16 protein-coding genes are annotated in these 21,294 nt (G+C 54.8%); 9 read left to right on the top strand and 7 right to left on the bottom strand.

Annotated features, from left to right (window positions below; genetic code table 11):
* Window positions 1-46 precede the first annotated feature (46 nt).
* Window positions 47-748 (bottom strand): phosphohydrolase, encoded by a 702-nt coding sequence (locus AM379_RS22935; RefSeq protein WP_086532336.1) that lies wholly within the window; start codon window positions 746-748, stop codon window positions 47-49.
* A 352-nt stretch (window positions 749-1,100) separates the two neighbouring features.
* On the opposite strand from AM379_RS22935, the gene ompC reads away from it, so the two are divergent.
* Window positions 1,101-2,267 carry a porin OmpC gene (gene ompC, locus AM379_RS22940; RefSeq protein ID WP_106504298.1) on the top strand — a complete coding sequence of 389 codons (1,167 nt, stop codon included), beginning with the start codon at window positions 1,101-1,103 and terminating at the stop codon, window positions 2,265-2,267.
* A gap of 56 nt (window positions 2,268-2,323) precedes the next feature.
* Here ompC and AM379_RS22945 read toward each other — a convergent pair whose 3' ends face one another.
* Window positions 2,324-3,187, bottom strand: coding sequence for an N-acetylmuramic acid 6-phosphate etherase (locus AM379_RS22945; protein WP_032678476.1), 864 nt, complete (start codon window positions 3,185-3,187; stop codon window positions 2,324-2,326).
* Window positions 3,188-3,351: 164 nt separating this feature from the next.
* Between AM379_RS22945 and AM379_RS22950 the strand changes: the two genes are divergently transcribed.
* Both AM379_RS22950 and dcuR read left to right on the top strand, forming a co-directional pair.
* Window positions 3,352-4,968 (top strand): sensor histidine kinase, encoded by a 1,617-nt coding sequence (locus tag AM379_RS22950; protein WP_032678477.1) that lies wholly within the window; start codon window positions 3,352-3,354, stop codon window positions 4,966-4,968.
* The gene (gene dcuR / locus AM379_RS22955; protein ID WP_014170753.1) at window positions 4,965-5,684 is read left to right on the top strand and encodes a two-component system response regulator DcuR; all 720 of its coding nucleotides are present in this window, start codon (window positions 4,965-4,967) and stop codon (window positions 5,682-5,684) included. Before AM379_RS22950 ends, dcuR begins: the two co-directional genes overlap by 4 nt.
* Here dcuR and AM379_RS22960 read toward each other — a convergent pair.
* Window positions 5,665-6,627: an FAD:protein FMN transferase gene (locus AM379_RS22960; protein WP_032678478.1), complete on the bottom strand. Its 963-nt coding sequence runs from the start codon at window positions 6,625-6,627 to the stop codon at window positions 5,665-5,667. The two genes, dcuR and AM379_RS22960, sit on opposite strands and share 20 nt — an antisense overlap.
* A 65-nt stretch (window positions 6,628-6,692) precedes the next feature.
* Entirely contained in the window at window positions 6,693-9,473 is a 2,781-nt protein-coding gene (locus AM379_RS22965) for a flavocytochrome c (protein ID WP_032678479.1), read from the bottom strand.
* A 612-nt stretch (window positions 9,474-10,085) separates the two neighbouring features.
* Here AM379_RS22965 and AM379_RS22970 point away from each other — a divergent pair.
* Window positions 10,086-11,594 carry an anion permease gene (locus AM379_RS22970; protein WP_106504299.1) on the top strand — a complete coding sequence of 503 codons (1,509 nt, stop codon included), beginning with the start codon at window positions 10,086-10,088 and terminating at the stop codon, window positions 11,592-11,594.
* A gap of 55 nt (window positions 11,595-11,649) precedes the next feature.
* Window positions 11,650-13,299 carry a class I fumarate hydratase FumA gene (gene fumA, locus AM379_RS22975; RefSeq protein WP_032678480.1) on the top strand — a complete coding sequence of 550 codons (1,650 nt, stop codon included), beginning with the start codon at window positions 11,650-11,652 and terminating at the stop codon, window positions 13,297-13,299.
* Here fumA and AM379_RS22980 read toward each other — a convergent pair.
* Window positions 13,288-14,193 carry a LysR family transcriptional regulator gene (locus AM379_RS22980; RefSeq protein ID WP_106504300.1) on the bottom strand — a complete coding sequence of 302 codons (906 nt, stop codon included), beginning with the start codon at window positions 14,191-14,193 and terminating at the stop codon, window positions 13,288-13,290. The genes fumA and AM379_RS22980 overlap by 12 nt on opposite strands.
* Before the next feature lie 95 nt (window positions 14,194-14,288).
* Between AM379_RS22980 and AM379_RS22985 the strand changes: the two genes are divergently transcribed.
* The 3 genes from AM379_RS22985 (at window position 14,289) to AM379_RS22995 (ending at window position 17,990) form a co-directional block, all read left to right on the top strand.
* Entirely contained in the window at window positions 14,289-15,596 is a 1,308-nt protein-coding gene (locus AM379_RS22985; protein WP_032679710.1) for a serine hydrolase domain-containing protein, read from the top strand.
* 295 nt (window positions 15,597-15,891) lie between these two features.
* Window positions 15,892-17,205, top strand: a complete 1,314-nt coding sequence (locus AM379_RS22990) for an MFS transporter (RefSeq protein WP_020883317.1) — start codon at window positions 15,892-15,894, stop codon at window positions 17,203-17,205.
* Window positions 17,202-17,990: a substrate-binding domain-containing protein gene (locus AM379_RS22995; RefSeq protein WP_032678482.1), complete on the top strand. Its 789-nt coding sequence runs from the start codon at window positions 17,202-17,204 to the stop codon at window positions 17,988-17,990. Before AM379_RS22990 ends, AM379_RS22995 begins: the two co-directional genes overlap by 4 nt.
* On the opposite strand, the gene AM379_RS23000 is transcribed toward AM379_RS22995, so the two are convergent.
* Window positions 17,965-18,864, bottom strand: a complete 900-nt coding sequence (locus AM379_RS23000; RefSeq protein WP_032678483.1) for a LysR family transcriptional regulator — start codon at window positions 18,862-18,864, stop codon at window positions 17,965-17,967. The two genes, AM379_RS22995 and AM379_RS23000, sit on opposite strands and share 26 nt — an antisense overlap.
* A gap of 314 nt (window positions 18,865-19,178) precedes the next feature.
* Between AM379_RS23000 and mtfA the strand changes: the two genes are divergently transcribed.
* Window positions 19,179-19,976 (top strand): DgsA anti-repressor MtfA, encoded by a 798-nt coding sequence (gene mtfA / locus AM379_RS23005; protein ID WP_014170764.1) that lies wholly within the window; start codon window positions 19,179-19,181, stop codon window positions 19,974-19,976.
* On the opposite strand, the gene AM379_RS23010 is transcribed toward mtfA, so the two are convergent.
* The gene (locus AM379_RS23010) at window positions 19,973-21,184 is read right to left on the bottom strand and encodes an MFS transporter (RefSeq protein WP_106504301.1); all 1,212 of its coding nucleotides are present in this window, start codon (window positions 21,182-21,184) and stop codon (window positions 19,973-19,975) included. The genes mtfA and AM379_RS23010 overlap by 4 nt on opposite strands.
* Between the last annotated feature and the right edge of the window lie 110 nt (window positions 21,185-21,294).

The following is a 21,294-nucleotide window of genomic DNA, read 5'->3' on the forward strand; positions in this document are numbered from 1 at the left end:
CATTCTTTTAACCGGAGAATAAAGACTGGAAACAGATTACCACAGTTCACTCGCTCAAACTGCGACGGAAGCGGCTCAGCACCTGGGTATCCAGCCCCAGGCAGTCGCCCTGTAATTCGGCACTTAATTTCGCCATAAACTGGATGAGAAAATCGGCGTTGTGTTGCGCAAGTTCGCGCCCCACGTCTGTGTGCATTGTATCAGGCAAGCGCAGCAGCTTGGTCTGAAAATGGTCGAGGGCAAAGGCGCGATCATTAAGGGTGCGCGCGTCGGCAAACGGGTCTTCAGCGTTAAAGAGCGCCACGCCCAGCGCCCCCGATACCGCAAAGACGCGCGCAAGACCAATAGCACCAAGCGCTTCCAGCCGGTCAGCATCCTGAACAATTTTGGCTTCATGACTGTGCGGCGCGATACCGGCGCTAAAACTGTGCGCTTCAATGGCATGCTCCACGGCCGCAAAGCGTTCAGAGGAGAAATCCGGAAAATCGCGACGCAGAATATCGAGCGTCTTGCTGGCCGCCAGACGTGATGACTGGCTGCGTTGGGGATGGTTTTTCGGCAGGCTGACAATGTCATGGAAATAACAGGCGGTCAGTACCACCAGTGAATCGACCGCCTGGTTCGCCATGATTTTTTGCGCCGTCATCCAGACACGACGAAAGTGCGAAATATCATGCGCAGCGTCGTGGGTCGCGTGGTTTTTATCGAGCCAACGCTCAAAGCGAGACTGCCACTGCGTAAGTTCCATCATCACGTCCTGTTGTTAAAACGGCTACAATAGCAACTTTCCCCGCCGCTATCACGGCTTGTCCTGACAGGGACGCGTGTACCCTGCATTCCCGAGGAAATATATTTAATATCAATTGGAGATATTAAATAATACTGCCGCTAAATACTTAATGATAATTTATTTCTATATATTCTAAACTCTAATTCACCAGAAAAATAAAGCGACAGATAGAAATGTTTTGCAATATTTCTACGATTTTAATTACATTTATTTTTGAACCAAAATGACATTGCGTAGAATAGTATCAATTCTGTAATGACAGAGAGTGATTACATATATTCATATTAATTATCTTTAAAGGGAATATATAATGAAAAGAAAAGTTCTGGCAATTCTCGTACCCGCGTTATTAATGACTGGCGCAGCACATGCAGCTGAAATGTATAACAAAAACGGCAATAAAGTTGATCTGTACGGTAAGATCGATGCGCGCCATACCTTCTCTGATCACCCTGGGGATGATGGCGATGAAACCTATGTACAAATTGGTTTCAAAGGCGAAACACAAATCACTAACGATGTTATTGGTTATGGCCAGTGGGAATATAAAACCTACGCCAATAATACCGAAGACGCCGGTGATACTTCATTTAACCGTCTGGCGTACGCTGGCCTGAAATATGGCGAATACGGTTCATTCGATTACGGTCGTAATTACGGCGTCGTGTATGATGTTGAAGCCTGGACCGATATGCTGCCCGTATTTGGGGGCGATTCTTATACCTGGACCGACAACTTCATGGTCGGCCGTGCAAACGGTGTGGCGACCTACCGTAATGCCGATCTCTTCGGCCTGGTTGAGGGTCTGAACTTTGCGCTGCAGTATCAGGGGGCAAACGAAGGTCAGGACGCAACAGAAGATCAGGAAGGGACCAAGAACGGTCATAACGACGTGCGTTTCCAGAACGGTGACGGCTTCGGTATGTCCACGACCTATGATTTCTCCGGCGATCTGTCTGGCCTGACCTTAGGCGCGGCCTACTCCTCTTCTGACCGTACCAATGAGCAGGAAGCGAAGGGTATACAAGACAGCGCACGTTTCGCCGGCGGTAAGACTGCGGAAGCGTGGACCGTTGGCGCGAAATATGATGCCAACAGCGTTTATCTGGCGATGATGTATGCGCAAACCCGTAATATGACGCCATATGGCGATACCGGGATTGCGGATGAGACGCAGAACTTTGAAGTCGTGGCGCAATACCAGTTCGACTTCGGTCTGCGTCCGTCCCTGGCATGGGTTTACTCCAAAGGCAAGGATATGACTTATCCTGGCAATGCGGGTAACCCACAGGGCCAGCATGGCGACATGGATCTGGTTAACTATATCGACGTCGGCATGACCTACAACTTTAACAAAAACTTCTCCACCTATGTTGATTACAAAATCAACATGCTGGACAACGACGAAAGCTTCTACGAAGCAAACGGCATCTCTACAGATGACATCGTTGGCGTAGGTATGACGTACCAGTTCTAACTTCCCAATACGATAAAAGCCCGCATCGCGGGCTTTTTTTATTCAACAGAGAAATGTTACGGAGCTTCCTGCAGTGCCAGACGAATAAAGCCGTTGTTCTGCGCCAGCAGTTCATGCGCCTTCCAGGCATCCAGCCCTGTCAGCACCATCAGCACCGCTGTTTTACAGTTATGGTTGCAACTCTCCAGCGCGGCTTTCGCCGCTGACCGGGTGCATCCCCCCGCTTCCATGACGATGGCAATTTGCCGTTCAGACCATTTGGTGTTGCTGGCGTCCAGATCCACGCGCAGGTTGCTGAACACGCGTCCGGTTCGAACCGCCAGGCCGGTGGTTATCATGGTCAGGATCATTTTTTGTGCGATCCCGGCTTTGGTATTGATATAACCCGCGATCGCGTCCGCGCCAAGCTCCGGGGCAATCACCATGCTCGCCAGCTGCGCGGCTTCACTTTGCGCGTCATCCGTAATAGCCGCGACCGGGGAACCCAACGACCACGCATGGCGCATCGCGCCCCAGACCCACGGTGTTTTGCCGCTGACGGTGACCGCCAGCATCATATCCTGTTCACCAAATTTGATGGCCTGCAGGTCAGCGACACCGCGCTCGTAGCTGCCCGCCTCCTCTCCCGCCGTTATGGCGATCACTGGCGTTTTTCCCGGGGCATACTCATCGGCTGCCTGCTGCGCGACACGGCCTGACGGGCCGGCGCCAACAATGACCAGACGACCACCGTGACTCAGGGTCGCAGCGGCGTTATCCACCACGCGGGCGATCATTGTTAAACATGGGGTTATTGCAGCGGAGATGAGGGCATCATCCTGGTGAATGACTTTCAGCATGTCCAGCGTGGACAATCTATCGATATTCATCGTGCTGGCGTGCCGTCTTTCCTTGACCGAACCGGTAAGCGTAATGCTCATAAACAACCTCCTTATTATGAGTACCCCTACACTATAAAGTGTTTTAGACAGGTGACCTGCGAGGAGGGTCACGAAAAGAGGACCGAATCCATGCCTTTACATGGCTTTAAGAAACGCGCGTCATCGGCGATAATTACCCCTTTCTTAATCATCGCGGAGTTTTGATGAGCGATTTGCAGCCCTTCCCCCTGACGCGCAAGCGCCCCATGAAACTGAACACCCTGGTCACGTTAATGGTGTGCGCGATTATCGGTTCTGTGCTGCTGTTGGTATTTGCGCTCTATTCCGTCCAAATCACCCGCGCCACCCGCGATGATGTTAAGGATACGGCCCTTGGGATCGCGCGAACGCTGGCCGACAGTCCCGAAATTCAACGCGGTCTGATGCAGGCTCCCCAGGCGGATATTATTCAACCCATCGCCCAGGCGGTCACCAGGCGCAACGACCTGCTCTTCACCGTCGTCACCGACATGCGCGGTATTCGTTACTCGCACCCGAACGAAGCCCTGCTAGGTCTGCACTTTATCGGCGATGACCTGACGCCTGCGCTGGAAGGAAAGGAGCATGTCGCCGTTAACCGGGGTGCCCTCGCCGAAGCGCTTCGCGTCTTCACACCCGTCTTTGATAGCCAGCACGAGCAGATCGGCGTAGTGGTGGTCGGAATCTCCCTTAAAAAAGTGGAAGATCAGATTGCCCGTGGGCGGCTTAACGCCATCTGGACCATATTATTCAGTATATTAATGAGCTCGCTGGCCATCTGGGGTCTGGTTCGCGTGCTCAAACGTATCCTGTTCGGCCTTGAGCCGTATGAGATCTCGGCGCTGTTCGAACAGCGGCAGGCGATGCTGCAGTCGCTTCGCGAAGGGGTACTGGCCGTGGATATTCAGGGTCGGGTGACGATGATTAACCACACCGCCAGAGAAATATTGCTTCTGCCTTCCGGCAAACAGACCGAAAATGCCAGTGCTCCCCTGCTGGCAAGCCTGCGGGAAGTCTCGAAGAGTGGCATTTCACGCAAGGATCAGGAGATCAGCTGCAACGGGCGACTCTTGCTGTGCAACATGGTGCCTGTTAAAAGCCAGGAGCGGGTTATTGGTGCCATCACCACTTTTCGCGATAAAACGGAAATCAGCCAGCTGATGCAGCGTATTGATGGCATGGTCAATTATGTCGATGCCCTGCGCTCCCATACGCACGAGTTTATGAACAAACTGCACGTGATCCTCGGTCTGCTGCATATGAAGCGCTACGACAAACTTGAAGAGTACATCATCCAGACGGCGCATAATTATCAGACCGATATTGGTACCATTCAGAGCAAAGTTAAATCTCCGGTGATAGCCGGGTTCCTGTTGGGTAAAATCAACCGGGCTAAGGAAGCAGGGATCGCCCTGACGCTGGCCGATGAGTGCCAGATACCGGATACCGCCAACGAAGAGCAGGTTGCGGTGCTGATTACCGTGCTGGGTAACCTCATTGAAAACGCGCTCGACGCGATGGAAGGACAGCAGGAAGGCGAAATTGGCCTGCTGCTACATTATCAGAATGGCTGGCTCAGTTGCGAAGTCAGCGACGATGGCCCCGGTATTGATCCGGCTCAGCTCGAGGCTGTTTTTACAAAGGGCTTCTCAACCAAAGGCGAAAATCGCGGCGTTGGGCTGTTCCTTGCTCGTCAGCAGATCCAGAACCTGGGCGGAGACATTACCGTCGAGTCTGAGCCTGGCGTATTTACCCAATTTTTTGTTCACATCCCCTGGGATAGCGAGAGGAATATCGCGTGATAAATGTGTTAATTGTCGATGATGATGCCATGGTGGCCGACCTCAACCGTCTGTATGTCAACCGTGTTGAAGGCTTTAGCTGCTGCGGCGTCGCCTCCACGCTCAACCAGGCCAGGGCCATCATTAACGACCCCAGCCAGCCTGTCGATCTGGTGCTGCTGGATGTCTATATGCAGCAGGATAACGGGCTGGATCTCCTTCCCGTCATCCGTGCCTCAGGCCGGCCGATCGATGTCATTATGATCTCCTCCGCCGCCGATGCCGCCACCATCCAGACCTCCATCCATTACGGTGTGGTGGATTATCTGATTAAACCGTTCCAGTTCCCGCGTTTTGAAGAGGCGCTGAACGGCTGGAAGGCAAAGCACAGCCTGATGGGATCGCATCAGTACTATGAGCAGGCCGACGTCGACAGATTGATCCACGGCGGTGCGCCGGAACTGGCGGACAGTAAAAAACTGCCGAAAGGGTTAACGCCGCAAACGCTGCGTACGATTTGTCAGTGGATTGATGCGCACCCGGAGACGGAGTTTTCCACCGATGATCTGGCAAACGCGGTCAATATCTCGCGCGTGTCCTGTCGCAAGTACCTGATCTGGCTGGCGCAAATCAACATTCTGTTCACCAGCATTCACTACGGTGCCACCGGGCGGCCGGTATATCGCTATCGCCTGCAGCCCGAGCAGACGGCACTGCTCAAGCAGTACTGTCAGTAACGCGGTAGCTGTTATCCAGCAAGGTAAAGCGGAAGTGGTGCGCTGAAGAGAGCACCACTTCTTTTGTTTTGGTCACGAAGATTGCTTCAATGTCGGGTCGTGCACGCAGCGCTGAACAGCCTTTACTGACGCCCATGCCGTACATCAGCGTGGTCCAGATATCACCATCAATGGAGTTTTTCGAAATGATGGTGACGCTGTCCAGTTCGTTATCCAGCGGATAGCCGGTGCGCGGGTCAAGTATGTGGTGATAACGCCTGCCGTTCTGCTCAAAAAAGCGTTCGTAGGTACCCGATGTCACCACCGACATGTTCTCTACGGTCATCGTACCGATCAGCGCCTCCCCGGCGAACGGTTTTTTGAGCCCCACGCTCCAGCCCCCTTCTGGTGAACCCAGCGTCTGGATATTACCGCCAAGATTAATAAGCCCCAGTTGAGCACCCTCTTTACGCAGGTAATCGCGCACTCTGTCGGCGATATAGCCTTTGGCGATGGCCCCCAGATCAATCTCCATGCCCGCCCGGGTCAGGAACACGCTGCTGCTGGCCTCATCAAGGACCACATCCTCAGGATGGGTAATGGCGAGCAACGACGCGATTTCATCGGCAGGCGGAACGCTATCTCCCCGAAAACCGATTTTCCAGCGTTTCACCAGCGGGCCGATGGCCAGGTTAAATGCGCTGTCCTTGAGCTGGCTTGCCGCTTTCGCACAGCGGATAAGCTCAAAAACCGGGCGACTGACGGTGACAGGATGCTGGCCGGCAGCATGGTTGATATCCATCACCTGCGAGCTGGCACGGTTGACGGTCAGCAGGTCTTCATACTGTTTAATCAGTCTAAAAACGCGAGAAGCGAGGGCTTCATCATGAGAGAAAAGCTTCAGGAGAATGGGCGATCCCATCAGAACGGCGGAGTAACTGTAGACGCGGTGGTCAGAAGACATGGTGCAAGCTCCCTGGTTGAAATGCCGGATACACGGGGCGTATCCGGCATACCCTTACGGCTGACTTACGCCCTTTTCGCGCGCATCGCCGCCTGATGTCCGGCAAGCGTACCAAAAATAATGATATCTGCCACCGCGTTACCCCCGATGCGGTTACCACCGTGGATACCACCGACCACTTCACCGGCCGCAAATGCCCCTGGCAGCACGTTGAGGTTGCTGTCCAGTACGCAGGTTTCGGTGTTAATGGTCACACCGCCCATGGTGTGGTGCACGCCCGGCGCAATCTGAATGGCATAGAATGGCCCTTCGTTGATTGGTGCACGCAGCGCGGTCGTACGGCCAAAATCGTCATCGTGCTGTTTTTCAACAAAGCCGTTGTAACGCTCCAGGGTCGCCAGGAAGGCGTGATAATCCATACCCAGGGCTTCAGCCAGCGCTTTAGGTGAGCTGGCGCTGGTGACAAACCCTTTGGCGATGTACTCATCTGCCGCTTTGTTTTTGGCGCGGACATGCTCATCAAAGACGATGTAAGCGTATTTCTCCGGCAGGGCGATAATTTGTGCAGAGACTTTATCGCGGGTTTCCATCTCGTTGAAGAAACGGTTCCCCTGCTGGTTCACCAGAATCGCCCCGCCACCGCGGATGGATTCGGAAATCAGGTACGAGGTTTTCTGCTCAACGGTTGGGTGGATCTGGATTTCACCCATATCGACCGTACCGGCGCCAATACGCTCCAGCAGCGCGATACCTCCCCCTGTCGCCCCTTTGTGGTTGGTGGTCACGAAACCTTCCAGGTCAGGACGGTACTTAACCACCATCTGGCTATTGGCGCTGAAACCACCGGTAGCCACAATGACGCTTTTGGTTGCTACGGTAAGGGTTTCGTTTTCTTCCGTGGTCAGACGTACGCCTGTGACTTCGCCGTTCTCGAAAAGAATGTCGCTGACCGACGTATCGAGCATGACCTCGATGTTGCGTTTGTTGACGTTACGCACCAGGCCGCTAATCAGATAGCCGCCCACCGCAGAACCGTCTTTTGGACGGTGAGTACGGTCGATGCTCATCCCGCCGGTGGTGGTGATGTCGTTGAGCATAATGCCGCGGGTCGCCAGCCACTCGATCGCCTGTGGGGCATTTTCAACAAAGCGGCGCAGCAGTGCCGGGTTGTTCTTGTTTTTACCGCCTTTCAGGCTTTCCTGATAGAACAGCTCTTTGCTGTCCTGAATCCCTTTCACCCGCTGGAAGCGTGTTTCCGCGGCGTTCATCCCCGCAGACGCTTTAATGGTGTTACCGCCGATGGAGGGCATTTTCTCGACAATCAGCACGCTTGCGCCTTCGTCATGCGCCTGGATTGCTGCGGCCAGACCCGCGCCACCGCTACCGACCACCACAACGTCAACGCTTCGGGTCTCGTTCGGGTCGACACCCTCTTCGGCTGCCAGCGCTTTGCTGGATTTCAGCATGGCTTTGGACACCGCTTTTTTGACCGCTTCACTCTGGCTGGTTGCACCGGTAATGGCATCCACGTGCGGGGTGTTTGCATCCAGAATACGGGTGCGGATCTCTTCGAAGCTGGTGACAAACTCAACGTCCTGGGTCGGGCCAGAAGCCAGTTCAATGTCGGCGATGCGGTCGGTCTCCAGGCTGACGTTAATCACCAGTTCGTTGCTATCGTCCCGAACATTCTCAATAAACATGCCCGGTTTAAATTTCGATTCACCCATGCTCATATCGCGGATCATCGCCTCCACCAGCGAGAAACGCCACAGCGGCTCAGGGATGCTTAGCGCTTCGCGTCGGGTGCTGTCCATAAACAGTTCCAGCGTTTCTCCCGCCGCGATGCGGTCTGTCCAGTCCGGATAGGCGATGGTGGCGCGGCCTACGGCGATAAGATCGTAGCCATGTTCCAGCGCCTCGTTCGCATCCGCGGCATTGACCACGCCACCGACGCCCATGACCGGCACCTGCGCCAGCGTGTCAGAACGCATTGCGCGGTATTTTTCGATAAGCGGGGTCGGATCCTGCGTGTCGACAATAGAAGGACGCAGGGTTGCGCCAACGGAGAAGTGCAGATAATCCACACCGCGCGCGGCCAGCTTTTCCAGCAGGTACATGGTGTCTTCAAAGCGGATGCCCGGCTCTTCCAGCTCTTCAGGGGAGAAGCGATAGCCGATGATAAAGGCGTCATCGGCGTACTGGCGCACCATTTTATGGGTGATGTCGAGCACGGCCAGCGGGAATTTCGCGCGGTTATCGCGGCTGCCACCCCACTCGTCGTCACGCTGGTTAGAGTTTGGAGAGTAGAACTGCTGAATCAAATAGGTGTTGGCCCCATGGATTTCAACGCCATCGAAACCCGCCTGAATCGCACGGCGTACTGCTTCACCGAACTTACCGATCATCCCTTCGACTTCTTCTCCCGTCAGGGCAACCGGCGTGGCGGCGCCGTCACGTGGCGCGGCAACGGCACTTGGCCCCACCGGCGTGCGGCCACCGATCAGTTTCGGATCAACCATGCGGCCGCCGTGGTAGATCTGCAGCAGCGCTTTAGATCCTTTGGACTTAATCGCCTCAGCGATCTTCGCCAGCCCGGCGATTTTCTCGTCGTTATCAATGCCAATCGCCCCCGGGAAGGCGAGACCGAGATCGTCAACAAAGCAGCACTCAACAATAATGGTACCAATACTGCCTGAGCGGGCGCGATAGTACTCAACCAGCTCGCTGGTCACCGTACCGTCGTAATAACCGGTACAGGTCGTCATAGGGGCCATTAACAAACGGTTTTTCAGTTCGGTACCATTCGGTAATGTGAAGGGGCTTAGAATACGTTCGTTAGTGCTCATAATAGAAACTCCAAACTTTAAAATTAAGAATTCGTTATCGGGCTCAGTTTTATTTCGATTTTTTATTCCGATGTCATAATACTAATATAATGATTTTTTTAGTTTCTAAAGCCATTACGTTAGTTAAAAAACTATTTAATCCCTTCAATAACATTAATAACACATTGGTGTTAGCAATATTAATTACTCTATTCACAATCCTTTAAACACTGTTAACGTATCAATGACCTTTTCACGATCCCAAGAGACAAAAACAAACCATTAAAAACATAGAGTTATATGAAAATGGTTATTTGAAATGTTAACAATATTGAGTAAAATCCATATCAAAAATAAATAATACCCACATACGCCAGAGTGGTTATTATCAACTGAACAAAAACACCCCCGCAATTCTATTTTTTTGATCGCGATCAAGCATCGAGACAGTCAAAAGCGCAATATATAAATATCATCAATTTTTAATTTAGCGCATCAAAAATGCGTTAAATCGCTATTACTGAAATAGCAAATGCGCACCTTTAGCAACTAAATAAAATAAAAACAAACTAAAGAAAGCAAATGAATATTTCAGCGCATAACCGAATTCCTGACAACTTAAGACGCGAAACTATGAATACAAAAACTGCTGTAACGCCCCCTGGGGCGAGTCACGCATCCAACGGAAAGGCAAAACGTCTGCTAATGATGGCATTGCCCGTTGTCGTTGCCGTGCTGTTACTGTTTGTTCCGGTCCCGGAAGGGCTTCCTCCTTACGCGTGGCACTACTTCGCTATCTTTGTCGGCGTGATTGTCGGTTTGATCTTCGAACCGCTGCCAGGCGCGGTCATTGGCCTGACCGGCGTCGTGGCGATTGCGCTCTGCAGCCAGTGGGTGTTGTTCAGCCCGGAACAGCTGGCTGACCCGAAATTCAAACTGGCGGGTGCCTCCTTTAAATGGGCCGTGAGCGGTTTTGGTAACTCTACCGTATGGCTGATTTTCGGTGCCTTCATGTTTGCCGCAGGCTATGACAAAACCCGCTTCGGCCGCCGTCTGGCACTGATTCTGGTGAAATATCTGGGTCGTCGCAGCCTGACGCTCGGTTACGCTATCACCTTCGCGGACCTGCTGCTGGCACCGTTTACACCTTCCAACACCGCGCGTAGCGGCGGGACCATCTATCCGATTATCGCTAACCTGCCGCCGCTGTATGGTTCAAAACCGAACGATCCAAGCGCGCGTAAAATTGGTTCTTACCTGATGTGGGTGGCGATCACCGCGGCCTGTATTACCAGCTCAATGTTCCTGTCTGCCCTCGCACCGAACCTGCTGGCGCTGGCGCTGGTGAAAAGCACCGTGGGGATCGACATCTCCTGGGGCACCTGGTTTATCGCATTCCTGCCGCTGGGCGTGCTGCTGATTCTGACCATGCCGCTGCTGGCCTACTGGTTCTACCCGCCTGAAGTTAAAGTGAACAACGAAGTGCCGCTGTGGGCGACCCGAGAACTGGAAAAACTGGGCAAACTGTCCCGTAACGAAATCCTGCTGCTGATTTTCGTCTGCTGTGCGCTGCTGATGTGGATCTTCGCCGCCGCGTGGATTGAACCGGCGATGGCTGCACTGTTAATCGTGGGTCTGATGCTGTGGACCGGGGTGCTGGAGTGGAACGATATCACCGGGAATAAAGCCGCCTGGAACACCTTCGTCTGGTTCGCCACCCTGGTTGCGCTGGCGGATGGCCTCTCCTCCACGGGCTTCATTAGCTGGCTGGGTAAAGAAGGCGGTCTGCTGATGAGCGGTATCTCGCCGGGTGTTGCCACCATCGTACTGCTGCTGGCGTTCTACCTGCTGCACTACCTGTTTGCCAGCACCACCGCACACACCACGGCGCTGCTGCCAGCGATGCTGACCATCGCCTCTACCATTCCGGGCATGAATATGGAGGTGTTCGTCCTGCTGATGGTGACCTCCCTGGGGGTCATGGGGATTATCACCCCTTACGGTACCGGCCCTAGCCCTATCTACTACGGTAGCGGCTACCTGCCAACCAAAGACTACTGGCGCCTCGGCACCATCTTTGGTGCCATCTTCCTGGCGGCCCTGCTGCTGATTGGTTATCCGTGGATGTCCATGATGTTCTGATCCCTGACCGCCGGGCTACCTCTCCGGCGGTTTTATTTTTTTGGAGCAATACGCTATGTCAAACAAACCGTTTTACTACCAGAACCCCTTCCCTCTCGCACACGACGATACCGAATACTATCTGCTGACCAAAGAACACGTCTCTGTTGCCGAATTTGAGGGTCAGGAGATCCTGAAAGTGGAACCCGAAGCGCTGACGCTGCTGGCACAGCAGGCCTTCCACGACGCCGCCTTTATGCTGCGCCCTTCGCATCAGAAACAGGTTGCCGCTATTCTTAACGACCCACAAGCCAGCGAAAATGATAAATACGTTGCCCTGCAGTTCCTGCGCAACTCTGAAATCGCGGCCAAAGGTGTGCTGCCCACCTGCCAGGATACCGGCACGGCGATCATCATGGGTAAAAAAGGCCAGCGCGTCTGGACCGGTGGCGGTGACGAAGCCGCGCTGAGTCAGGGTGTCTATAACACCTACATCGAAGATAATCTGCGTTATTCCCAGAATGCCGCGCTGGATATGTATAAAGAGGTCAACACCGGCACTAACCTGCCTGCGCAGATCGATCTCTACAGCGTCGACGGGGACGAGTATAAATTCCTGTGCATGGCAAAAGGCGGCGGTTCCGCGAATAAAACCTATCTCTATCAGGAAACCAAAGCGCTGATTACCCCGGCGAAGCTGAAAAACTACCTGGTTGAGAAAATGCGTACCCTGGGTACCGCGGCCTGCCCGCCTTACCATATTGCCTTCGTGATTGGGGGAACGTCGGCTGAAGCGACGCTGAAAACCGTGAAGCTCGCTTCCACGCGCTATTACGACGCGCTGCCCACCGAAGGTAACGAACACGGTCAGGCGTTCCGTGATGTTCAGCTCGAACAGGAACTGCTTCAGGAAGCACAGAACCTTGGCCTGGGCGCGCAGTTTGGCGGGAAATACTTCGCCCATGATATTCGCGTGATCCGTCTGCCGCGCCACGGTGCCTCCTGCCCAATCGGCATGGGCGTCTCCTGCTCCGCTGACCGCAACATCAAAGCCAAAATCAACCGCGACGGTATCTGGATTGAAAAACTGGAGCACAATCCGGGCCAGTATATTCCAGAATCCCTGCGTCAACAGGGTGAAGGCGACGTGGTCAGCATCAATCTGAATAAGCCGATGAATGAGATCCTGGCCCAGCTTTCTGCTCATCCGGTCTCTACCCGCCTGTCGCTGAACGGCACCATCATCGTGGCGCGCGACATTGCCCACGCGAAGCTGAAAGAGCTGCTCGACAACGGTGAAGAACTGCCGCAGTACGTCAAAGACCATCCAATCTACTACGCAGGCCCGGCCAAGACTCCGGAAGGCTATGCATCAGGCTCTCTCGGCCCAACCACGGCAGGACGGATGGATTCGTACGTCGACCTGCTGCAGTCTCACGGTGCGAGCATGATCATGCTGGCGAAAGGCAACCGTAGCCAGCAGGTGACCGATGCCTGCCATAAGCACGGCGGTTTCTACCTCGGCAGCATCGGCGGCCCGGCGGCGGTACTGGCACAAAACAGCATCAAGCGTCTGGAGTGCGTGGCCTATCCTGAGCTGGGTATGGAAGCCATCTGGAAAATCGAAGTGGAAAACTTCCCGGCGTTTATCCTGGTGGATGACAAGGGTAACGACTTCTTCCAGCAGATCCAGAATCAGCAGTGCAATGGGTGTTCACAGCGCTGAGTTTTTCCACAACGCCGGTAACAGCGACAGCGTTTCAGCGATCCTCTCTCGCTTGTCGCTTCCCGGCTTCCAGATGATCACCATCGTCTGACTTATCCCCTGGCTGCCCACTTCGGTGTGCAGCCTTTTTACCTTTTTCCACCCGGTCGGCTGGAAATGCGTCGGTAAAAATCCCCAGCCGCATCCCTGCTCCAGCAGGCCCCGCAACATCTCCAGCTCATTGGTGAAAAGGGTGTGCCCCGAAATCTGCAGACGACGTGCCACCGGCTCATCCGAGGCGGCGTGCATAATCACCTGCGGCACCAGCGACAACTCAAGCAGCGACAGCGGCTGCGTGGCTTCAGCGAACAGCGTGTTGCAGGCGTAGAAATCCATATCGATCGCCCCGAGCGCCCGCCACTCCATTTCATTACCCACACTGCGATTACGTGCCTGGCAAATGCCCAGATCCGCCTGCCCGCTGGCCAGCATCGCTTCAGCCTCATCCCGGGAGGCGCTGACCAGGCTCAGACGTAAGTGTCGCTTCGCCATCTCGCCAATCAGCGCCTGCAAAAATGGTCTCGAGGTAAAGGGATCGTAAACCAGCGTGATGTCCTGCGTAGCACGCTCCGGTACCGCGCTGGCAAATGCCTCAAAGGCTTTCACCTGGCGCATCAGCAGGTGCGCCTGCCGCTGCAGCTGCTCGCCCTCAGGGGTCAGACGCAGCGTGCGTCCTTCACGCACAAACAGCCTGTACCCTAATCCATCTTCGAGAAAATCAATCAGGTCGCGCAGCGTCGTACGATCTTTCCCGAGCTTCATCGCCGCTTTTGCCAGGCCACCGTATTCCACCACGGCGGTAAACGCTTCCAGTTGGGCAAAGGAATAAATTACCGTCGACACGCCACTCTCCATTCAGTTTTCGGGGGGAATTTCCCCCATTACGCGTTTTTTATTATAAGTCGCGGGTTCTTAAACTGAAGGCGTTCCTAATCACAGCGAGAAAAATGATGAATTATCCTTCACTGAACCGCACGCTGCTGGCGGGCGTTGTAATTAGCCTGTGCAGCGGTCTGTTTGCGCCTGTCGCGCTGGCGGCCTGCGACGGTACTGACCTGAACACCTGCCCTGCTCCGTTCGACAAACAACTTCCTGACACGCACAAGATGCTCACCTGGAGCCAGGCGGATCGCGTGGTCGGCTTTCGAAATGACTACCGCAACTACGCGGGAGATGTGTTCCATCACGGCAACGCCACGCCGCTGCTCAGCGCAGAGAAACCGCTCACTGACGCCCGCTATCAGGTCAACGGCAAGACCTATAACCTGCAGGACTACCTGAAACGTCAGAACGTGAGCGGCATGCTGGTACTGAAAGACGGCAAAATCGCGTGGAAATATCTCGGCGAAGGCAATACGGATACGACGCTCTGGACCTCCCGTTCGGTCGGGAAATCCGTGGTCTCAACGCTGGTTGGCGTGGCTCTCAAAGAGGGAAAAATCCGCTCACTCGACGACCTGGTCACGCAATACGAGCCAGACCTGAAAGGCACCGCCTGGGACGGTGTGACGTTAAAACAGCTGATCACCCACACCTCCGGCGTGGCATGGAACGAAGACTACACCAATCCCGCCTCCGATTTCGCACAGCTCACCGAGTGTGAAGCGAAACCAGGCACCTATGACTGCGTGCGTAAGCTGGTGTCCGGGCTAAAACGCGAACACCCGGCAGGCCAGCACTGGTCTTACTCCTCCGGTGGCGCCTGGCTGTTGGGTGACGTGCTTGAGCGTGCAACGGGCATGACCCTGGCCGCCTATCTTGAGAAGAGCATCTGGCAGCCGTACGGCATGGCGAGCGACGGTGTATGGCATGCCTACCGTAAAGGTCAGCATGATGTCGGCGCGCATGGCTTTAACGCCACGCTGGAAGACTGGGGACGCTTCGGGGAGTTTATCCTGCATAACGGCACACTACCGAATGGCAAACAGATCCTGCCCGACAACTGGGTGAAAGACGCCTCACGCTGGACGCAGGCTGATGGATCTGTCTCTGACGCACACCCGACCGGCTTGTACGGCTATCAGTGGTGGAACAACGAAGTGCCCGTCACGGCCACGAAGGTGGTGCCCGCGGCGAATGAGTCGCTGAAAGGCTCGCTCTGGGCGCTGGGGATCTTTGGGCAGATGATCATGGTAAACCAGGCGGAAAATCTGGTGATCGTTCAGTGGTCCACCTGGCCGCAGGCCGAACCGTCGTTTAGCGCACAGCCGCTGGAAGCCTCACTGATGTTCAGTGCGATTGCCAACGCGTTGCGGTAAGTCGCGGTAAGTGATAGTTAACAGCCAGGCATCGCCTGGCTTTTGTATTCGCTGCAAACAAGGGTGCCTCTGCGCGATGTCACAAAACGGCAATATCAGTGACTTACCCAAACTGGTGAATAAAAAATCAATTAATTGTTAAGTTGTTGTTACGACAATCACTCCCGATCGGCTCTTCGCCATTGATGCGTTAAATGCATCAGTCCATGTATTAATTGCGCTTATAAATTTGGGGTTCTTGATCCAGTTTTCAGAAACAGACGAGCAAAACGTCAACAATAAACTGGAGATAACCATGTTTTCCTCAACCTCACCTGCAACCGTTCGCTCGAAAGCGGGCGCGATACTTCGCGTGACGTCCGGCAACTTTCTCGAGCAATTCGACTTCTTTCTCTTCGGCTTTTATGCGACCTACATCGCGCACACCTTTTTCCCGGCGAGCAGTGAATTTGCTTCCCTGATGATGACGTTTGCCGTCTTCGGCGCAGGATTTTTAATGCGCCCCATCGGGGCAATCGTACTGGGTGCCTATATCGACAAGGTTGGGCGCAGAAAAGGACTCATCGTGACCCTGTCGATTATGGCGGCGGGTACCTTCCTGATCGTGCTTATTCCGTCTTATCACAGCATAGGTCTGTGGGCACCGTTACTGGTTCTGACTGGCCGACTGTTGCAGGGGTTTTCTGCCGGAGCGGAGCTGGGTGGCGTATCGGTCTATCTGGCAGAAATTGCCACGCCCGGCCGCAAAGGTTTTTACACCAGCTGGCAGTCTGGCAGCCAGCAGGTCGCGATTATGGTTGCGGCAGCCATGGGGTTTGCGCTGAATGCGCTGATGGCAGAGAGCGCCATTCGTGAATGGGGCTGGCGTATCCCGTTCCTGGTCGGCTGTTTAATCGTACCGTTTATCTTTTTCCTGCGCCGCAAGCTGGAAGAGACAGAGGAATTCAACGCACGCCGCCATCATCTGGAGATGCATCAGGTCTTTAAAACCCTGCTCGGTAACTGGCAGGTGGTCATTGCCGGCATGCTGATGGTGGCAATGACCACCACGGCCTTTTATCTGATCACCGTTTACGCGCCGACTTTCGGGAAAAAAGTGCTGATGCTCAGCGCTTCGGACAGCCTGCTGGTTACGCTTCTGGTGGCAATTTCCAACTTTATCTGGCTGCCGATAGGCGGTGCGCTGTCGGACCGCTTTGGGCGTAAACCGGTGCTTATCGCCATGACGCTGCTGGCTCTGGCGACGAGCTACCCGGCACTGACGCTGCTGGCGCAGGCACCGAGCTTCTCAATGATGCTGAGCGTCCTGCTGTGGCTCTCTTTCCTCTATGGCCTGTACAACGGTGCGATGATCCCGGCGCTCACGGAGATCATGCCTTCTGAAGTTCGGGTAGCGGGGTTCTCCCTAGCTTACAGTCTGGCAACGGCGGTATTTGGAGGGTTCACGCCGGTAATGTCTACCGCGCTGATTGAATATACCGGGGATAAAGCCTCTCCCGGCTACTGGATGAGTTTCGCTGCGGTGTGCGCCCTGCTGGCAACGCTCTACCTGTACCGTCGTCGTGCAGTGACGCTGCAAAATACCGTGAAATCAGAGGGGGCGGCATGAGACTGATTCCTCGACTGACCACCAGCGCGTTGATACTGACCGTCCTGAGCTTCAGTGCCTCAGCGAAAGAGGTGACGGTCATGATCTCAGGCGGTTTTAAAGCCGCCCTTGAAAAGCTGGCACCGGAATATGAACGCCAGACCGGAGATAACATTGTGCTCATTCCCGGCCCGTCTATGGGAACGACTCCGCAGGCAATTCCTAACCGGCTTGCGCGCGGGGAAAAAGCCGACGTGGTGATCATGGTGGGCGATGCGCTGGCAACACTTGAAAAGGACAACCTGACTCAGCCAGGCTCGCGCACGGAACTTGCGGACTCCCCTGTCGGTATGGTGGTAAAAAAAGGCGCAGACGTCCCGGATATCAGTAACGAGGCGAAACTTCGCCATACGCTGCTTCAGGCGGAGTCCATCGCCTACTCCGACAGCGCCAGCGGCAGATACGTCAGCCAGACGCTGTTCAAAACGCTGGGGATTGAAAAAGAGGTGATGGGTAAAGCAACGAAGGTTGAGCGCATCCCCGTCGCCGAAGAAGTGGCGAAAGGGAAATATGCGGTAGGTTTCCAGCAGGTCAGCGAACTGCTGCCGATTCCAGGGGTGACGTTTGTTGGCAAACTCCCGGACAACCTGCAATACATCACCCGCTTTGCGGGTGCCGTGACCCGCCACGCCGACCATCCTGGCGAAGGGAAAGCGCTGCTGGATTACCTTTCCTCGACACAGTCCAGCGCCGTGATTCGCGACACGGGGATGAGCCCCGTCACGTCCCGCGGTACTGCTCAGTAATGTGTTTTTCCAGTTCAGCCGCAATGTAAGACTGGATACGCCCCCGGCGTCGAATCAACCCCACAGTGCGTTTCACCTCCGGTGCCACGAGCGGGACAGACGTCAGTAGCGAGTGCTCTGACGTCGGCATCGACATGGCGGGCACGGCAGCAATGCCGATGCCCGCCTCTACCATACCGAGCATCGTGGTCACATGGCGCGTTTCGCAAACGCTGGGACGCTCAGGCACGATATCCCCCAGCATCCGGTCGAGCAGGTTACGGTTGCCTGACGTTTTGTCGAGGATGATATAGTCCTGCTGATAAAACGCCTGCCACGTCAGGTGAGTCTTTTTTGCCAGAGGGTGATCGCGCCTGCACGCGGCGACATAGCTATCTTCCACAAGGGGGAAAAACTCGATTTCAGAGGGCAAACTCCCGGCGAAACAGATCCCGAAATCCGCCTGGCTACGGGCAACCGCATCAATGACATTCCCCGCGCTACTGTCGATGAGCTTAATCCGGACACGCGGATAACGGGACTGAAAGCGACGAATGACATCCGGCATAAAGTAATAGGCCGCAGACGGTACCGTAGCGACGGTAATCAGCCCGGTCCGCTCTTCACTCACTTTATCAATATCAGCCAGCATGGACTCAACGTTATCGAGCAACTGCGCTGAACGTTCAGCAAAGTTCTGCCCGTACAATGTCAGAGCCACGTGGCGGGTGGTCCGGTCAAACAGCTTCGCTCCCAGCGCCACCTCCAGTTTTTCAATCCTGCGGCTCAGTGCTGACGGGGACAAACAGATAGATTCAGCAGCAACCCGAAAGTTGCCGTATTCCACTAACGCTCTGAAAGCATAAAGATCGTTAAGGTCAAAATTTACGGGCATAGCGTCTGAATGTCCTGTCTGGCAATACGAACGAAAGTCAAAATAATAGCGGCTTATTGTCCTGCCGCAACCGGTGAAGCGCCGGAATCCCTTAAGGAGTTGGTTTTCACGCTGACCATAATGGGGTAAGTGTCATAAGATTAGGCTTCGACTGAGTTCACAAAATGAAGGTGATACCAGCAAACCGCTATCCACCGTTACGTACGAAGTGATAGTTTATCCAGGCTGGAATTGAAGCAATGACCGAATGTCTGGCATTTTAACAGAACCTTACCTTCCCCTTTTGTTCAAGTGACGAGTTTGCGAGCAAAGCGATGATTAAGTGGCCCTGGAAAACGAATGACGCTGGCCGAAATATGGCGCTACCGTGGGATGAAGCGCTGGCGATCCCTGTTCTGGCTAATCTTCAGCCGGATGAACAATCAAAACTGGTTCAACTGGCGGATCGCTTTTTGCAGCAAAAACGTCTGGTTCCGCTGCAGGGCTTCGAGCTGGATCCCCTGAAAAACGCGCGTATCGCCCTGCTTTTCTGTCTGCCGGTACTGGAACTCGGTATTGAGTGGCTGGATGGCTTCCATGAAGTACTCATCTACCCAGCACCGTTTGTGGTGGACGATGAATGGCAGGACGATTTCGGCCTGGTGCATAACCAGCGGGTGGTGCAGTCCGGGCAAAGCTGGCAGCAAGGGCCCATCATCCTGAACTGGCTTGATATTCAGGATTCCTTCGACGCATCTGGCTTTAACCTGATCATTCACGAAGTGGCGCATAAGCTGGATACCCGCAATGGGGATCGCGCCAGCGGTGTACCGCTGATCCCGCTTCGTGAGGTTGCAGGTTGGGAACACGATCTGCATGCGGCAATGGATAATATCCAGGATGAGATAGATCTGGTGGGCGAAAGTGCCGCCAGCATCGATGCCTATGCGGCAACCGATCCTGCGGAGTGCTTTGCGGTGCTGTCAGAATATTTCTTTAGCGCGCCTGAGCTTTTCGCCCCCCGTTTCCCGGCCCTCTGGCAACGGTTCTGTCAGTTTTATCAGCAAGACCCTCTGCTGCGTCTGCGGCAAAATGAGGATCCTGCCGGCAATTCATCTCACCAGCTCCATTAAGACGGGTCGACATGGGTACGATTGACCGCCCGTACCCATAGGCTCATCACCAGAAACATCAGCGCCATCACCCAGGCGGCCTGCGTTAAAAATACCTCGCCGAATAAACGCGTGACGACAGGCACCAGCAGCGCACTCAGGCCGTAGCCCAGCGTGTGGCTGGTGGCAATCACTCCCGCCCCTTTTCCGGTGGTCAGCCGTTCATTCAGCAGCAGCTGGTATCCCGGCGTCGCCATGGCGGCTCCCAGCGACGTCATGACAATCCCCACGTAGAACAACACCAGACCGGCAATACACATTAGCCCCAGTCCCGTCACCATCAGTACCGCGGCCAGGCAGAGCAATGTCACCGGGCTGAAATGCTGTGGACGGACCACCAGAAATTGCGCAGCGAGCGTTGCCAGCGCGGCCAGACTCAGCAGCAGCGCGACATGATGGCTCACCTCTCGTGGGTTACCGTCCAGCAGAGGGCTGAGATGCGGTGACAGGCCAAGCTGCATCAGGCTCACCAGTGCGGCCAGAAGCAACGCCAGCACAAGGTACGGCAGCATTGAAACCTGCACACGCGTCGCCTGATGCGCGACCGGCGGCAGCGGCGGATCGGCGACCTCTCGAAGGACCAGCAGGAGAGCGATAAACGGTGCAATCGCCATCAACCAGAGGGGAGCCACCGAATTGACGCTGAGCATCATCGCCGCCAGCGGTGGCCCCAGCAGACGACCACAGCTGAGGCCGGAGCTTATGGTCGCCAGCGCGGCCATGCGTTTATCCAGACCCGCGCGCTGAATGGCCCATGTCTGAGCCGCGGGCACCAGCCCTGAGACGGTCAGGCCGTACAGCGTACGCGAGAGGATCAGGCCCGCCAGCCCCCAGACAGCACTCATCATCCCGCTTGCCATCGCCCAGACCACCAGCGCCATCACGACGAAACTTGCAAGATAGCCACTTAGCGAGGCCAGCATCACGACCTTGCAGCCGTGTCGCTCACTTTGGCGTCCCCACCACGGCGATGCGGGTAAAAAGAGCATGGAGCCGAACATTAACAGCCCCGCCCAGACGGAGAGCGATAACCCGGTCAGGGTGACCAGTTGCGGCAGCATGACCAGCAAACCGTTTTGCCCAATACCTAACAATCCGGCGCATAACGCCAGTGGCCAGTTCGCTTTCGGGGTGAGGTTTTCCGTCAGTGTTTCAGGGTAAGTGCGCATGAGAATGTGAACATAGTGTCAATAAATGTGTGGAAATCATGAAGTTTATGAAAACAAATATTGCAAAAATAGTTGCGACTGTAAACAGAATGCATATCATAACGATAATT

Origin of the sequence: Enterobacter cloacae complex sp. FDA-CDC-AR_0132, from assembly GCF_003010695.1 — a bacterium.
In the GTDB taxonomy this organism is placed as follows: domain Bacteria; phylum Pseudomonadota; class Gammaproteobacteria; order Enterobacterales; family Enterobacteriaceae; genus Enterobacter; species Enterobacter ludwigii.

Excerpts from the sequence above, each read along its gene's own strand:
- AM379_RS22935 (WP_086532336.1), bottom strand. The coding sequence starts at position 748 with ATGGAACTTACGCAGTGGCAGTCTCGCTTTGAGCGTTGGCTCGATAAA.
- ompC (WP_106504298.1), top strand. The coding sequence starts at position 1,101 with ATGAAAAGAAAAGTTCTGGCAATTCTCGTACCCGCGTTATTAATGACT.
- AM379_RS22945 (WP_032678476.1), bottom strand. The coding sequence starts at position 3,187 with ATGAGCATTACGCTTACCGGTTCGGTCAAGGAAAGACGGCACGCCAGC.
- AM379_RS22950 (WP_032678477.1), top strand. The coding sequence starts at position 3,352 with ATGAGCGATTTGCAGCCCTTCCCCCTGACGCGCAAGCGCCCCATGAAA.
- AM379_RS22960 (WP_032678478.1), bottom strand. The coding sequence starts at position 6,627 with ATGTCTTCTGACCACCGCGTCTACAGTTACTCCGCCGTTCTGATGGGA.
- AM379_RS22965 (WP_032678479.1), bottom strand. The coding sequence starts at position 9,473 with ATGAGCACTAACGAACGTATTCTAAGCCCCTTCACATTACCGAATGGT.
- AM379_RS22970 (WP_106504299.1), top strand. The coding sequence starts at position 10,086 with ATGAATACAAAAACTGCTGTAACGCCCCCTGGGGCGAGTCACGCATCC.
- fumA (WP_032678480.1), top strand. The coding sequence starts at position 11,650 with ATGTCAAACAAACCGTTTTACTACCAGAACCCCTTCCCTCTCGCACAC.
- AM379_RS22980 (WP_106504300.1), bottom strand. The coding sequence starts at position 14,193 with ATGGAGAGTGGCGTGTCGACGGTAATTTATTCCTTTGCCCAACTGGAA.
- AM379_RS22985 (WP_032679710.1), top strand. The coding sequence starts at position 14,289 with ATGAATTATCCTTCACTGAACCGCACGCTGCTGGCGGGCGTTGTAATT.
- AM379_RS22990 (WP_020883317.1), top strand. The coding sequence starts at position 15,892 with ATGTTTTCCTCAACCTCACCTGCAACCGTTCGCTCGAAAGCGGGCGCG.
- AM379_RS22995 (WP_032678482.1), top strand. The coding sequence starts at position 17,202 with ATGAGACTGATTCCTCGACTGACCACCAGCGCGTTGATACTGACCGTC.
- AM379_RS23000 (WP_032678483.1), bottom strand. The coding sequence starts at position 18,864 with ATGCCCGTAAATTTTGACCTTAACGATCTTTATGCTTTCAGAGCGTTA.
- mtfA (WP_014170764.1), top strand. The coding sequence starts at position 19,179 with ATGATTAAGTGGCCCTGGAAAACGAATGACGCTGGCCGAAATATGGCG.
- AM379_RS23010 (WP_106504301.1), bottom strand. The coding sequence starts at position 21,184 with ATGCGCACTTACCCTGAAACACTGACGGAAAACCTCACCCCGAAAGCG.